This is a genomic window from Pseudonocardia kongjuensis, assembly GCF_039526905.1.
Taxonomy (GTDB): Bacteria; Actinomycetota; Actinomycetes; order Mycobacteriales; family Pseudonocardiaceae; genus Pseudonocardia; species Pseudonocardia kongjuensis.
This window is the reverse complement of the sequence record NZ_BAAAJK010000006.1, coordinates 517,373-531,551: the sequence shown is the minus strand read 5'-3', so window position 1 is coordinate 531,551 and position 14,179 is coordinate 517,373. Positions and strand designations below refer to the sequence as shown.

Sequence of the window (14,179 nt, the reverse complement as noted above, 5' to 3'; positions counted from 1 at the left end):
GGGACCGGCCGAGCGGGTGGCTCTCCGCCCGGCGGTGGCCGGTCCGCGCGGCGAGCCGTGATCGTGCGGTCGGGTGTTGCGGCCCGATCGACCGTCGATCAGAATTCGAACCACCGGTGGGTCATTTCGGCCTGTCGTCGTGTCCGATCGGAGTGCCCACGATGTCCGTGTCGATCGAGCCCAACTTCATCGACGGTGAGCGGGTCCCGAGCGGTGGTGAGCAGAGCATCGCCGTGGCCGACCCCACGACCGAGCAGGTCATCGGCGCGGTCGGCCGGAGTCCCGCCACGGACGTCGACGCGGCGGTCCGGGCCGCCGGTGCCGCCTTCCCCGGCTGGGCGGAGACCTCGCGCAGGCAACGGGCCGCGGTGCTGAAGCGACTGCTCGACGCGCTCACGGATCGCACCGACGACATCGCCCGGACCATCACCAGCGACGTCGGCACCCCGATCCGGGTGGCGACCCGGATCCAGGCCGCGCTCCCGCTGACCGACATCTCGGGTTACCTCGAGCTCCTGGAGGCCGGTTGGGACGACGAGCTGGTCGGCAACTCGCTGGTGGTGCGGGAGCCGGTCGGCGTGGTCGCGGCGGTGACGCCGTGGAACTACCCGCTGCACCAGATCACCGCGAAGCTGGCGCCGGCGTTGGCCGCCGGGGCGACCGTGGTCCTCAAGCCATCCGAGGTCGCGCCGCTGGTGGTCGGGCACCTGGTCGCGGCCCTCGAGGAGGCCGGCGTGCCGCCGGGTGTGGTGAACGTCGTCCACGGCACGGGTGACGGTGCCGGCGAGGCGCTGGTGGCCCATCCGGGGGTGGACATGGTCTCGTTCACCGGGTCGGTCCCGGCGGGTCGCCGGGTCGCCGGACTCGCCGCGCAGACGATCAAGAAGGTCACCCTGGAGCTCGGTGGGAAGTCGGCGAACGTGCTGCTCGACGACGCCGACCTGGAAACGGCGGTCAAGGTCGGTGTCGCCAACGCCTTTCTCAACGCCGGACAGACCTGCACGGCCTGGACCAGGATGCTGGTCCCGGTCGACCGTCAGGACGAGGTGGTCGACCTGGCCCGGAACGCGGCGGAGCGGTTCGTCCCCGGTGACCCGAGCGATCCGGGCACCCGCCTCGGCCCGCTCGTCTCCGCCGCGCAGCGGGACCGGGTGCGCGCCCACATCCGGACGGGCATCGCCGACGGGGCACGGCTGGTCACCGGTGGCGCCGAACCACCGCCCGGCTGTCCGACCGGCTACTTCGTGGCCCCCACGGTGTTCGCCGGGGTCGACCCGCGGTCGACGATCGCCCAGGAGGAGATCTTCGGACCAGTGCTCTCGATCATCCCGTGCCGGGACGAGGACGAGGCGCTGACCGTCGCCAACGACTCCGACTACGGGCTGCACGGGGCGGTGTGGTCGGCGGACCGGGACCGGGCGGTCGCCTTCGCCAGGCGGATCCGGACCGGGCAGGTCGACGTCAACGGCGCCGCCTACAACCCGCGGGCACCGTTCGGTGGCTACAAGCGCTCCGGGATCGGTCGTGAGCTGGGCCGGCAGGGACTCGAGGAGTTCCAGGAGACCAAGTCGATCCAGCTCTGAGCGGGTCCGTCCCGGCCCGCACGCCCACCTGGCGAGCGTCGTCCGGGGAATGTGCCAGGATGTCCACCCAGCGGTGGCTGGTGCGAGGAGGTGGGCCGTGGTTGCGCGAGGCGAGGTGGACGGCGCGCCGGACGCGCGGGGGCGGAAGCCCTCCCGCAAACGGCAGACCCGCCGGGCGCAGGTGCTCGAGGTCGCGGCGCGGATGTTCCACGAGCGCGGCTACCAGACGACCACCACGCAGGAGATCGGTGCCGAGCTGGGCCTGCTCAAGGGCAGCATCTACTACTACATCTCCAGCAAGGAAGATCTGCTGTTCGAGCTCATCGAGCAGTACCACGAGGAGACGCGCGGCTACTTCGAGGCGATCGTCGGGTCGGACCGGCCGCCGGTCGCGAAGATCCGCGAGCTGATCATCACCTCGACCGCGCACACGGCTCGCCACCTCAGCAGGTCGAGCCTGTTCTACACCGAGTGGCGGGCCCTGTCCGAGGAGCGCCAGCAGGTGATACTAGCGGAGCGGGAGCGCCACGAGAAGGCCCTGATCTCCTGGATCGCACAGGCTCAGGCGGACGGTGACGTCCGGGCGGACGTCGACCCGAAGCTGACCGCCCTGGCGATCTTCGGGATGGTCAACTCGGTCTACCGGTGGTTCCGCCCGGACGGGCGTCGTTCCGCCGAGGAGGTCGGCGAGGCGTTCTGCGCGCTCGCCGTGGACGGGCTGCTCGTCCACTGATCCGGCCGGACCTCCCGGCGCGCCCGAGCGCTCGGAGGTCCGGTCCTGCGGGTGTCCCGTCCTCGTCGGCGGCACTCTTCCTCGCCCGCCGGCCGCGCTGTCCCGGCCCGGCCGTCGTGTGCGGTCCGTCCTGAACCGGTCCGGCCGGAGGATCGTGGGCCGATCCCTTTCCACCTCGGTCCGGTTCTGCTAGAACTAGCCGCATTCCATCAAACACTGGGTGGAAAAAGTGGCGGGCGTCTCCCGCCCCGGGCCATCGCGTGGCCCACGCCTGCGGCTTCCGGACGAAGCCGCCCCGCTCAACGAGGAGGGCGCATGTCCTACGTCATCGGTGTCGACACCGGCGGCACGTTCACCGACGCGCTCGTGATGTCCGACGACGGGCGGCTGGTCACCGGCAAGTCCTCGACCACCCCGTCCGACCTGGTGCAGGGCCTGCTCGCCTCGGTCGAGGACGGCGCCCGCAACGCAGGACTGGAGCTGACCGAGCTGCTCGGGCGGACCTCGCTGTTCCGCTACAGCGGGACCACCGCGATCAACGCGCTGATCACCCGCTCGGGGGTGCCGACCGCGATGATCACCACCCGCGGGTTCGAGGACACCCTGCACATCGCCAGGGCCATGTCGGTGTGGGCGGGGAAGACCGAGGAGCAGGCCCGCAACGCCTACGCGCACCGCAAGCCGAGCCCGCTGATCCCCAAGCGCCGGGTCCGCGGGGTGTCCGGCCGGATCGACCGGAGCGGGCAGGAGGTCGTCGCCCTCGACCTGGCCGAGGTGCGACGCGCCGCCGACGAGCTGGTCGCGGACGGCGCGGAGTCGCTGGCGATCTGCTTCCTCTGGTCGGTCGCCGATCCTGCGCACGAGACGGCCGCCCGGGACGCGGTACTCGCCGACCATCCCGATCTCTTCGTGACGACGTCGCACGAGGTCGCACCGACCGTCGGGGAGTACGAGCGGTTCGTCACCGCCGCGATCAACGCCTACGTCGGGCCACGCCTGTCGCGCTTCCTCGCCGGGTTCGAGGCCGAGCTGCGCGCGCACGGCTTCAGCGGCCGGCTGCTGGTCTCGCAGAGCGACGGCGGTTCGGTGGCCTTCGACCGGACCCAGCCGGTCTACACGCTGCAGTCCGGCCCGGCGGCCGGGGTGCTGGCGAGCAAGTCCGAGGGTGCGTTGCTCGGCGAGCCGAACGTGGTCACCACCGACGTCGGCGGCACGAGCTTCGACGTCGGCCTGGTCGCCGACGGGGACTGGGTGAACGCCCGCGAGCCGGTGGTGGACTCCTTTCACGTCGGGTTCCCGATGGTGGAGGTCGAGTCGATCGGCGCGGGTGGCGGCTCGATCGCCTGGGTCGACGAGGGGGGAGCACTGAACGTCGGGCCGCGGAGCGCGGGCGCGCACCCGGGGCCGGCCTGCTACGGCAACGGCGGGACCGAGCCGACCGTCACCGACGCCGCGCTGCTGCTCGGGTACCTCAACCCGGACAACTTCCTCGGCGGCCGGATGCGGTTGGACCTCGCCCGTGCCGAGGCCGCGGTGGCATCGGTCGCCGACCGGATCGGTCTCGACCCGGTCCGCACCGCGGACGGGATCTTCACGATCGCGAACACCCACATGTCCTCGCTGGTGGGACGCCGGGTGCTGGCCCGTGGCTACGACCCGCGCGAGTTCGTGCTGTTCTCCTACGGCGGAGCGGGCCCGGTGCACAGCGGCTTCTACGCCGCCGAGCTCGGTGTGAAGAAGGTGGTGGTCCCGGCCCGGGCCGGGACGTTCTCCTCCAGCGGGGTCGCGACGTCGGCCCTGCACCGGTCGGCGCGGCTGACCGACTTCGCCCCGATGCCGATGCCGGCGGCCGAGGTCAACCGCCGGTTCGCCGAGCTCCGCGCCGAGGTCGAGTCCGCGCTGGCAAGCGACGGGATCCCGCCGGAGGCCCGCCGGATCGTGTTCGCGCTGGACATGCGCTACGGGGTCCAGGTCCACACGGTCACGCTGAAGCTGCCCGCGGCCACGTTCGACGACGCCGAGGTGGAGAAGGCATGCGTCGCGTTCGACGAGCTCTACGAGCGGCTCTACGGGCGCGGTTCCGGCTTCGTGCAGGCCGGTCGGGTGGTCACCGCGTTCATCGTCGAGGGGTACGGGGACCTGCCGATCCCCGAGCGTGCGCCGAGTCCCGCACGGACCGGGGGCTCCCCGGACGACGCCTGCACCGGTGAGCGGCCGGCGTGGTTCGACGGCGGGTTCGTCGACACCGCCGTCCACGACTTCGGACGGCTCTGCGCCGGCGACGTCCTGCGCGGGCCCACCATCGTCGAGGCCCCGACCACCACGGTCGTCGTCCCGCCCGCCATGACGGCGCGGGTGGACGAGCACCGCAACATCCACCTGGAGAGCGGCGCCGGTGCGCCGGAGGAGAGCTGATCAATGACGATCACCAGCGCATCGACCCCCGGACCGCAGAGCCCCGCGGCCGAGCTCGACCCGATCGAGTTCACCGTCCTGCGGCACAAGCTGGACGAGATCATCGCGGAGGCCTACCACACGATCGGACGGGTCTCCGGAAGCCCGGTGGTCTACGAGGCCGGTGACCACCAGGAGGCCATCTGCACGCCCACCGGCGAGCTGGCCACCTTCGGCGCCGGGGTGCTGCACTGGACCCAGGCCCTGGGCGCCGGGATCCGGCACGTGGTCTCCGCGTTCGCCGAGTCGCCCGGGTTCGAGCCGGACGACCAGTTCATGCTCAGCGACCACTACATCGGGCCGATCCACGGCCCGGACGTGCAGCTGCTGGCACCCGTCTTCCACCAGGGCGAGATCATCGCCTGGGTCGGCAGTGCCTCGCACCAGACCGACATCGGCGGGATCGACCCCGGGTCGCTGTGCGTCTCGGCCGACAACGTCTTCCAGGAGGGCTTCCTGACACCCGGCCTGAAACTGGTCGAGCGGGGTGTGGTGCGCAAGGACATCGAGGACACCTTCCGCAACATGGTGCGGACCCCCGATCTCGCGGTGCTCGACCTGCGCTCCAAGATCGCCGCGAACAACGTCATGAAGCAGCGGCTGCTGGAGATGGTCGAGCGGTACGGCCTGACCACCGTCCGCACGCTGTTCACCCAGCTCATGGACTACTCCGAGCAGCGGGTCCGGGCCCGGCTGCAGGAGCTCCCGGACGGCACGTGGACCTCGACGAACTACATCGAGGGCGTGCGCGACCCGGTGCTGCGCGGCGTCGCGACGATCACCAAGACCGGTGACCGGATGACCATCGACCTCAGCGGGAGCTCACCGCAGACCGGCGGGGCCGAGAACATCAGCCCGGTCGGCGCCCGCAGCTCGGCGGTGAACCCCTACATCGCCGCGCTCTGCCACGACCTGCCCTGGAACGAGGGCCTGATGCGGCCGCTGGACATCGTGCTGCCCGAGGCGTCGGTGGTGAACGCGACGCGGCCGGCCGCGGTGTCGCTGAACACCCCCGCCGGGGCGAACCTCCTGATCATGACCAGCACCCAGACCGCGCTCTCCGAGATGCTGATGGCCGCGGGCGAGACGTACCGGTCGCAGGCCGGCGGCAACAACGGCGGAGCGTTCAACAGCTTCGTGCTGGCCGGCGCGGACGGCTCCGGTGGGATGTTCACCACGCTGATCATGGACCTGCTGGCGGGCGGGCAGGGGGCGCACCCCGACCGGGACGGCGCCGACAGCTGCTCGAATCTGTGGACCGTGAAGAGCATGGTGGCCAACGTCGAGACCACCGAGCTGCTCTACCCGTTGCTGTTCCTGGCGCACGCCGAGCAGATCGACTCCGCAGGGCCCGGCCGGTTCCGCGGCGGAGCGGGCCTGGTGGACGCGCTGATCCCGTGGGGGACCGACGAGCTGATCAACGTCAATCTCGGGGTCGGGGCCGACCCGCGGTCGAGCCGGGGCATCGCGGGCGGCTATCCGGGCGGGAACACCCCGGCCTGGGTGATGCGCGGCGCCGACGTGGCCGACCGGTTGTTCGGTCGTGGCCTGCTGCCCGGCGGGCCCGGTGACCTCCCCGGCGAGACGGAGCGGGTACCGCCGAAGGGGATCGTCACGGTCGGCCCCGGTGACGTGCTCGTCGGCGTCATGTCCGGCGGGGGAGGTGGGTACGGCGACCCGATCGACCGGGACCCGGAGTCCGTGCTGCGGGACGTCGCCGAACGCTACGTCAGCCGCTCCGCCGCGCAGGAGGTCTACGGCGTCGTGCTGGACGAGGCGGGCGGCGCGGTGTGCGGCGAGCGGACCCGGACCCGGCGGGCGGAGATCCGGGCCGACCGGATCGCCGCCGGACGACCGGGCACCGGCGTGCCGGGCGGATCGGACAACCTCCTCGTCGAGCCGGACGGGACGCTGCGCTGCCGGAACTGCGCCGGAGCGCTCGGGCCGGGTGGGATCGGCACCTTCGATCTCCCGCTGAGCGTCGGGCAACCGGCGGGCATCGCGACGACCGGTTCGACCTACGTGCTCCGGCACCGGGCCTGCCCGGGATGCGGGTCGCTGTTCGACGTCGGGATGGTGGCCGCCGACGACACGGCCGGCGGCCCGCGGACGGCGTGAGGTCACCGTGCTGAACTACGTCGAGTTCTTCGACAAGGGCGTCGCGCTCTGCCCGGACCGGACCTTCCTGGTCGACGGCGACGTCCGGATGACCTTCGCCGAGACCGCCCGCCTGACCCACCGCATCGCGGCCGGCCTGCTGGCGGCGGGCGTCGGGCCGGACGACCCGGTCGCCACGATGGCGCCGAACACGGCGGCCGGCTACACGTGCCAGTGGGGGATCATCCGGTCCGGCGCGCCGTGGCTGCCGGTGAACGTTCGCAACGGGATCGAGGAGAACCTCGAGGTCCTGCAGCGGATGCGGGCCCGCTTCCTGTTCTTCGACTCGTCACTGACGGACGAGGCGTGCCGGATCCTGGCCGAGGTGCCGACGCTGCGGGCGGCGGTCTGCATCGACGCGGCCGCCGCCGGCTGCCCGGCGCTGGAGTCCTGGCTGCCGCCCGACGACGGCTCGACCGGCACCTACCACGAGCGCGGCCCCCGCGACGTGGTGTCGATCCCGACCACCAGCGGGACCTCCGGCCGTGTGAAGGGGGTGCAGCTCAGCAACGCCAGCTTCGCCGCGGGGATCGCCAACTACCTGGCCCTGATGCCCTACGACGTCGCGCCGGTCACGCTCGCCGTGGCGCCGCTGACCCACGGGGCCGGGTACTTCGCGGGTACCACCATCCCGCTCGGCGGCGCGATCGTCATGCACCGCGACACCGATCCCGGCTCCGTGCTGGCCGCCATCGGCGAGCACCGGATCACCACTCTGTTCGTCCCGCCGACGCTGCTCTACGGGATGCTCGCGCATCCTCGCGTCCGCGAGCACGACTACTCGTCCCTGCGGTACGTCATCAGCGGGGCGGCGCCGCTGTCCGAGACCAGGCTCCGCGAGGCGATCGAGGTCTTCGGCCCGGTGTTCTGCCAGAACTACTCGCAGACCGAGGCCCCGGTCACGGTCGCGTTCATGACCCCGCGCCAGCACGTCGAGGCGCTCGCCGACCCGGCGTCCGAGGGCCGCCTGCGCAGTGTCGGCACCGAGGCCCCGTTCGCCCGGTTCGCGATCATGGACGACGACGGCGCACTGCTCGGTCCGGGGGAGCGGGGCGAGATCGTGGTCCGCGGCGAGCTGGTGATGAACGGCTACTTCGAGGATCCGGAGCAGACCGCCGCGGTCTCGGCACACGGCTGGCACCACACCGGTGACGTCGGCGTCGTCGACGACGACGGCTACCTCTACGTGGTCGACCGCAAGAAGGACATGATCATCAGCGGCGGTTTCAACGTGTACCCCGGTGAGGTCGAGCAGGTCATCTGGAGCCATCCGGGCGTCCTGGACTGTGCGGTGGTGGGTGCCCCCGACGAGAAGTGGGGCGAGCGGGTGGTGGCGGTGGTCGAGGCCGAGGAGGGCGTCGAGATCGACGCCGCCGCACTGCGCCGCTCGTTGCGCGAGCGGCTCGGCGGGGTGAAGGCGCCGAAGGAGGTGCTGCTGTGGGAGCGGTTGCCCCGCAGCGGCAACGGCAAGGTCCTCAAGCGCGAGATCCGGCGCAGGTTCTGGCAGGGCCTGGACCGCTCGATCTGAGCAACCCGGGGACTTCCCTGACACCTATCCGATATCCGACGAAGGGCGAGGCGTGGACGAGACCGAGACCTCCCGCGGGGGCGAGACCGCGGTGCTGGAGACCGAACGGCGCGGTGCGGCCCAGTGGCTGTGGCTCAACCGGCCCGAGGTGCTGAACGCGCTGTCACCGGCGCTGCTCGACGAGCTGGACCGCGGTCTGGAGGCCGCGGCCGGCGACGACGGAGTGCGCTGCGTGGTGATCGCCGCTCGTGGGCGCGCCTTCTGCGCCGGTGCCGACCTGCAGCACGTGAGCGGGCTGCTCGCCGGGCGGAACGGCAGCGAGCCGGCTCCGGGACTGCGGGGCGACCAGCAGGAGCTCCTGCACCGGGTCGCGAGGACCTTCAACGCGATCGAGCAGTTCCCGAAACCCGTGCTCGGCGCGGTGCAGGGGATCGCGGTCGCCGGCGGGCTGGAGCTCGCCCTGTGCTGCGACATCGTCGTCGCCACCGAGTCCGCGTCGTTCGGCGACGGGCACGGCAACTTCGGGCTCGTCCCCGGGGGCGGCGGGTCGATCCGGCTGCCCCGCCGGGTCGGACACTCCATGGCCAAGCGGTTGCTGTTCACCGGCGACCGGCTGCCCGCCCGGGACTTCCTCGGCACCGACCTGGTCAGCGAGGTCACGGCCGACGACGCGCTCGTGGAGTCGGTGGATGCGCTGGCGCAGCGGATCGCGGACCGGTCGCCGCTGGTCCAGCGGCTGACGAAACGCCTGGTCAACGATGGTGTCCAGGTCCCGCTGGACGTGGCGCTGCGGATGGAGATGCACGAGTGCGAGCTGCACGAGCAGTCCGCCGACATCCAGGAGGGTGTGTCCGCCTTCGTCGAGAAACGCACGCCCCGGTTCGTCGGTCGCTGACCGGCTCCGGAGCCGGCCGCACCGTCCAGTACGCGGCCGGCTCCCCGGCCGCCGCTGCCGGTCCCCCCCCGTGACCGATCCGGATCCGTTCCGGACGCCGGTCCGGCCCCTTCCCCGTGCCGTCGGGCCCGTCCCGACCGACCATCCGGAGCGCCCCCATGTCCAGTTCCGACACCACGCTCGCCCCGCCCGGACCCGCCGACACCCGGCGGCGCCGGGCGATCACCGCCGCCTGTATCGGCAACTTCATCGAGTACTACGACTTCGTCATCTACGGCTACTTCGCCGCGGTGATCGCGAAGCTGTTCTTCCCGGCCGAGAACGAGACGGTGAGCCTGATGCTCACCTTCGCGGCGTTCGCCGTCAGTTACGTGGCCCGCCCGCTCGGCGCCGTGGTGTTCGGCTACCTGGGTGACCGGTTCGGACGCCGCCTCCCGCTGACGATCGCGATCCTGATGATCGCGACCTGCACCACCGTGATCGGGCTGACGCCGACCTATGCCGCCATCGGCATCGCCGCACCGATCATCATCACCGTGGCCCGGCTGTTGCAGGGGATCTCGGTGGGCGGCGAGTACGGCGGAGCCCTCGCGTTCGTCTCCGAGTACGCGCCCGACCGCCGGCGCAGCTTCTACACCGGCTGGATCACCTTCTCGATCGGCCTGGCCACGCTGGTCGGCGCCGGGGTGGCCAGCCTGCTCACCGCGGGTCTCTCGCAGGCGGACCTGGAGTCGTGGGGCTGGCGGCTGCCGTTCCTGGTGGGCATGCCGCTCGGCCTGGTCGGGCTGTACCTGCGGCTGCGGCTGGAGGAGACCCCGCACTTCGCGAAGGTGCAGCAGCATCTCGCGGTCGAGAAGGCACCGCTGCGCACCGGCATGCGGCGCGAGTGGCGTTCCCTGCTTCTGGGCATGGGGCTGTTCGCCGCACCGGTCTACACGATCTACATCTACTTCATCTACTCGCCGACCTATCTGACCCGCGAGCTGGGCTACACGGCCGCCGAGGGGCAGGTCGCGAATCTCATCGCGCTCGCGTTCTACTGCGTCCTGCTCCCGTTCGGTGCCCGGGCCGGTGACCGCTTCGGCCGGAGACCGATGCTGCTGATCGGGGCCGCTGCCGTCACGCTGGTGACATTCCCGGCCTTCACCGCGCTCGGTTCCGGGAACATCGTGTCGGCGACGCTGCTGCTCGTCCTGACCGCGATCTGCTTCGTGCCGCTCTCTTCGGTCAACCTGGCCGCGATCGCCGAGATCTTCCCCACGACGTTCCGCTACACCGGAGCGTCGCTCAGCCTCAACATCCCGGCCACCCTGCTCGGCGGGACCGCGCCGCTGCTGGCCACCCTGTTGATCGCGCAGACCGGGGTGCTCGCCGCGCCGGCCTGGCTGGTGCTGGCCGGCGGCGTGGTCACGTTCGCGGCCGCGGTCGTCTACCGGGAGACCGGGGGGCGGGCACTGCGCCAGTCGGCCGACGACCGGTCGTCGGCGCCCTGACCGATCCGCTCCGCAGCACCGGGCCCGCCCGGAGGAAGGAACAGCGAAGGTGAAGACCACGGCTGCCGTGATCCACGAGATCGGCCGACCGATCGAGCTGGTCGAGCTCGACGTCGCCGCCCCCGGCCCGGGGGAGGTCCTGATGCGCTACACCCATGCCGGGCTGTGCCACTCCGACCTGCACGTCGTGCAGGGTGACATGAGCGGCTGGCTGCCGATGGTCCTCGGGCACGAGGGCGCCGGAGTGGTGGAGGACGTCGGGCCCGGCGTGACCCGGGTGGCGCCCGGCGACCACGTCGTGTGCTCGTTCATCCCCAGCTGCGGGCACTGCCACTGGTGCGCCACCGGGCAGCAGGCGATCTGCGACATGGGCGCGCACATCATGCGCGGCTGCCTGCCGGGTGGCAGCTGGCCGCTGTCCGGTCCGGCGGGCCGGTACGGCGCGATGTGCATGCTCGGCACGTTCAGCCGGTACGGGGTGATCCACGAGACCTCCGCCGTCCGGATCGACCCGGACCTGCCGCTCGACAGGGCGGCGCTGGTCGGCTGCGGGGTGCCGACCGGCTGGGGCGCCGCGGTGAACGCCGCCGACGTCCGGCCGGGTGAGACCGTGCTCGTCTACGGAGCCGGCGGGATCGGGATGAACGCCGTGCAGGGCGCCCGGCACGCGGGTGCCACACGGGTGATCGCCGTCGACCCGATGGCGGGCAAGCGCGAGGCCGCACTGCAGTTCGGTGCCACCCACACCGCCGCGACCGGCGACGAGGCCCGGGAGCTGGCGCACACGCTGACCGCCGGGGTGGGGGCCGCGAAGGCGATCGTGACGGTCGGGACGGCGACCTCCGAGGTGGTGTCGGAGGCCTTCGACGCCGTCGGCAAGGGCGGGGTGGTCGTGCTCGTCGCGCTGGCCGGATTCGACGAGCGGACCGTCCAGGTGTCGGGGACCGTCGCGACGCTGTGGAAGAAGACGTTGCGGGGCAGCCTGTTCGGCGACTGCAACCCGACCACCGACATCCCCATGCTGCTCGGCCTCTACCGCACCGGCGATCTCCGGCTGGACGGGCTCGTCACCCGGACCTACTCGCTGGAACAGATCAACGAGGGGTACGACGACCTGGTCGCGGGGACCAACATCCGCGGCCTGATCGTGCACGGGACCGGGTAGCGCGGACGGGCACGGCGGTTGCCCGGAAGCGCCGCATGCTGCACACTATTCAAACCACCGGTGGCTAAATCATCGGCCGGTGGGGCACACCGAGTCGATGGGGACTGCGATGCGATACATCGATCTGTTCGACCGGGGAGCCGAGTTCCATCCGGACCGGGACGTCGTGCGCTTCCAGGGCAGGAGCTGGAGCTTCGCGCAGATGCAGGAGCTCACCCACCGCGTCGCGGGCGGGCTGGTCCGGGAGGGGCTGCAGGCCGCCGAGGCCGTCGCGGTACTATCCCCGAACCATCCGTACGGCGTCGCCTGCCAGTACGGCATCGTCCGCGCCGGCCTGCCCTACGTTCCGGTGAACGCGCGCAACAGCCGCTTCGACAACGCCGCGGTGCTCGAGCAGCTGCGGGTGCGCTTCCTGTTCTTCCACAGCTCGCTCGCCGAGCACGCCGAGCACCTGATCGCGACGGTGCCGACCCTGCGCGGGGGCGTCTGCCTGGACGCCCCGGCCGGCGAGCGCCCCGGCCTTGACGGGTGGATGCCGGAGGCGGGATCGCCGGACGACTCCGGCTACTTCCCGACCGGCCGCGACGACGTCGTCGCGCTGGCCTCCACCAGTGGCACGTCCGGCCGTCCCAAGGGGGTCATGCTCACCAACGGCAACTTCGAGTGCATGGCTGCGAGCTACCAGAGCCTGATGCATTACGACGTCCCGCCGGTCACCGTGATGGCGGCCCCGGCGACGCACGCGGCCGGTTACATGGCGGGCACCCTGCTGCCGCAGGGCGGGACGATGGTGCTGCTCGAGACGCCGGACCCGGTCGCGATCATGGAGGCGATCCAGGAGCACCGGGCGACCACGATCTTCATGCCGCCGACGCTGATCTACACCCTGCTGGCGCACCCGAAGGTGCGCGATTACGACTACTCGTCGCTGCGCTACCTGATCTACGGCGGCGCCCCGATCGCCACGGCGAAGCTGGTCGAGGCCCTCGACGTCTTCGGCCCGGTACTGGCCCACCACTACGCGCAGACCGAGGCCGCCGTCGTGATCGCGTTCATGTCCCCGGCCGAGCACGTCGAGGCGCGGGACGATCCCCGGCTCACCGATCGGCTGCGCAGTTCCGGGCGGCCGGGTCCGTTCACCCGGGTCGCCGTCATGGACGACGACGGCCGGCTGCTCGGCCCCGGCGAGTCCGGCGAGATCGTGTGCCGCAGCAGCATGGTGATGAAGGGTTACGTCGACGACCCGGAGGAGACCGCCCGGGTCGGCGAGTTCGGCTGGCACCACACCGGCGACATCGGAGTGCGCGACGAGCACGGCTACGTCCATGTGGTGGACCGCAAGAAGGACATGATCATTTCCGGCGGGTTCAACATCTACCCGGCCGAGGTCGAGCAGGTGGTGCTGCAGACCGCCACCGTCCAGGACTGCGCGGTGGTCGGGGTGCCCGACGACAAGTGGGGCGAGGCCGTCTGCGCGGTCCTGCAGCTGAAGCCGGGGATGATCCTCGACGAGCCCGCCGAGCTGCGGCGGTGGCGGGAGCTGCTCGGCGGTGTCAAGTGCCCCAAACGGATCGAGATCTGGCCGGAGCTGCCGCGCAACGGTGCGGGCAAGGTGCTGAAGCGATCGATCCGGGACCAGTTCTGGGAGGGGCGTGCGCGTGCCATCTGATCCGCGGTCCGGCGGGCCCGGAATCGGCGCGGACCCGGGACCGGTCCCGGCCGGCCACCTCGTCACCGAGCGCGAGATCGTCGGGTTCGCCCGGCAGTGGGACCCGCGGCCGTTCCACCTCGACCGTGCGGAGGCCGCGACCAGCGTGTTCGGCGAGCTGGTCGCCAGCGGTCTGCACATCCTCGCCGCGTCGTACCGGCAGTGGCTCGACGCCGAGGGTCTGCCCGGCGCCATGGCCGGTCTCGGCCTCGACCGGGTCCGCTGGCTGCGACCGGTGCGGCCGGGGGACACGCTGCGGGTGACCGGTTCCGCACCGACGACCCGGCCCACCGCGACCCCGGGGCGCGACGTCGCACGGGTCGACCTCACCACGTCCGACCAGCACGGGCGCCCGGTCATGACCGCCACCCTGGTCGTGCTGGTCGGGGCCGCCGCACCGGACGGCACAGCCGGGCCGCCCACCGACCAGCACACCGACCGATGACCGGACCGAGAGACCGAA

The 14,179-nt window shown here is 71.8% G+C and carries 10 protein-coding genes; all 10 read left to right on the top strand.

Annotation, left to right across the window (positions count from 1 at the left end; translation table 11 throughout):
• Nucleotides 1–161 precede the first annotated feature (161 nt).
• Nucleotides 162–1,583 (top strand): aldehyde dehydrogenase family protein, encoded by a 1,422-nt coding sequence (locus ABD160_RS10145; RefSeq protein ID WP_344020801.1) that lies wholly within the window; start codon nt 162–164, stop codon nt 1,581–1,583.
• A gap of 97 nt (nt 1,584–1,680) precedes the next feature.
• On the top strand, nt 1,681–2,316 hold the full coding sequence (locus tag ABD160_RS10140) for a TetR/AcrR family transcriptional regulator (protein WP_344020799.1): 636 nt from the start codon (nt 1,681–1,683) through the stop codon (nt 2,314–2,316).
• 315 nt (nt 2,317–2,631) lie between these two features.
• Nucleotides 2,632–4,731 (top strand): hydantoinase/oxoprolinase family protein, encoded by a 2,100-nt coding sequence (locus tag ABD160_RS10135; protein WP_344020797.1) that lies wholly within the window; start codon nt 2,632–2,634, stop codon nt 4,729–4,731.
• A gap of 3 nt (nt 4,732–4,734) precedes the next feature.
• On the top strand, nt 4,735–6,888 hold the full coding sequence (locus ABD160_RS10130) for a hydantoinase B/oxoprolinase family protein (protein WP_344020795.1): 2,154 nt from the start codon (nt 4,735–4,737) through the stop codon (nt 6,886–6,888).
• A gap of 7 nt (nt 6,889–6,895) precedes the next feature.
• A complete protein-coding gene (locus ABD160_RS10125) occupies nt 6,896–8,455 on the top strand; it encodes a class I adenylate-forming enzyme family protein (protein WP_344020793.1) in 1,560 nt (519 codons plus the stop codon).
• Nucleotides 8,456–8,507: 52 nt separating this feature from the next.
• Nucleotides 8,508–9,350, top strand: a complete 843-nt coding sequence (locus tag ABD160_RS10120; RefSeq protein ID WP_344020791.1) for an enoyl-CoA hydratase/isomerase family protein — start codon at nt 8,508–8,510, stop codon at nt 9,348–9,350.
• Nucleotides 9,351–9,508: 158 nt separating this feature from the next.
• Entirely contained in the window at nt 9,509–10,843 is a 1,335-nt protein-coding gene (locus ABD160_RS10115) for an MFS transporter (RefSeq protein WP_344020789.1), read from the top strand.
• 49 nt (nt 10,844–10,892) lie between these two features.
• On the top strand, nt 10,893–12,008 hold the full coding sequence (locus ABD160_RS10110) for a Zn-dependent alcohol dehydrogenase (protein WP_344020787.1): 1,116 nt from the start codon (nt 10,893–10,895) through the stop codon (nt 12,006–12,008).
• A gap of 109 nt (nt 12,009–12,117) precedes the next feature.
• Nucleotides 12,118–13,677 (top strand): class I adenylate-forming enzyme family protein, encoded by a 1,560-nt coding sequence (locus ABD160_RS10105; protein ID WP_344020785.1) that lies wholly within the window; start codon nt 12,118–12,120, stop codon nt 13,675–13,677.
• Nucleotides 13,667–14,161, top strand: coding sequence for a MaoC/PaaZ C-terminal domain-containing protein (locus ABD160_RS10100; protein WP_344020783.1), 495 nt, complete (start codon nt 13,667–13,669; stop codon nt 14,159–14,161). Before ABD160_RS10105 ends, ABD160_RS10100 begins: the two co-directional genes overlap by 11 nt.
• The last annotated feature ends 18 nt before the right edge of the window (nt 14,162–14,179 follow it).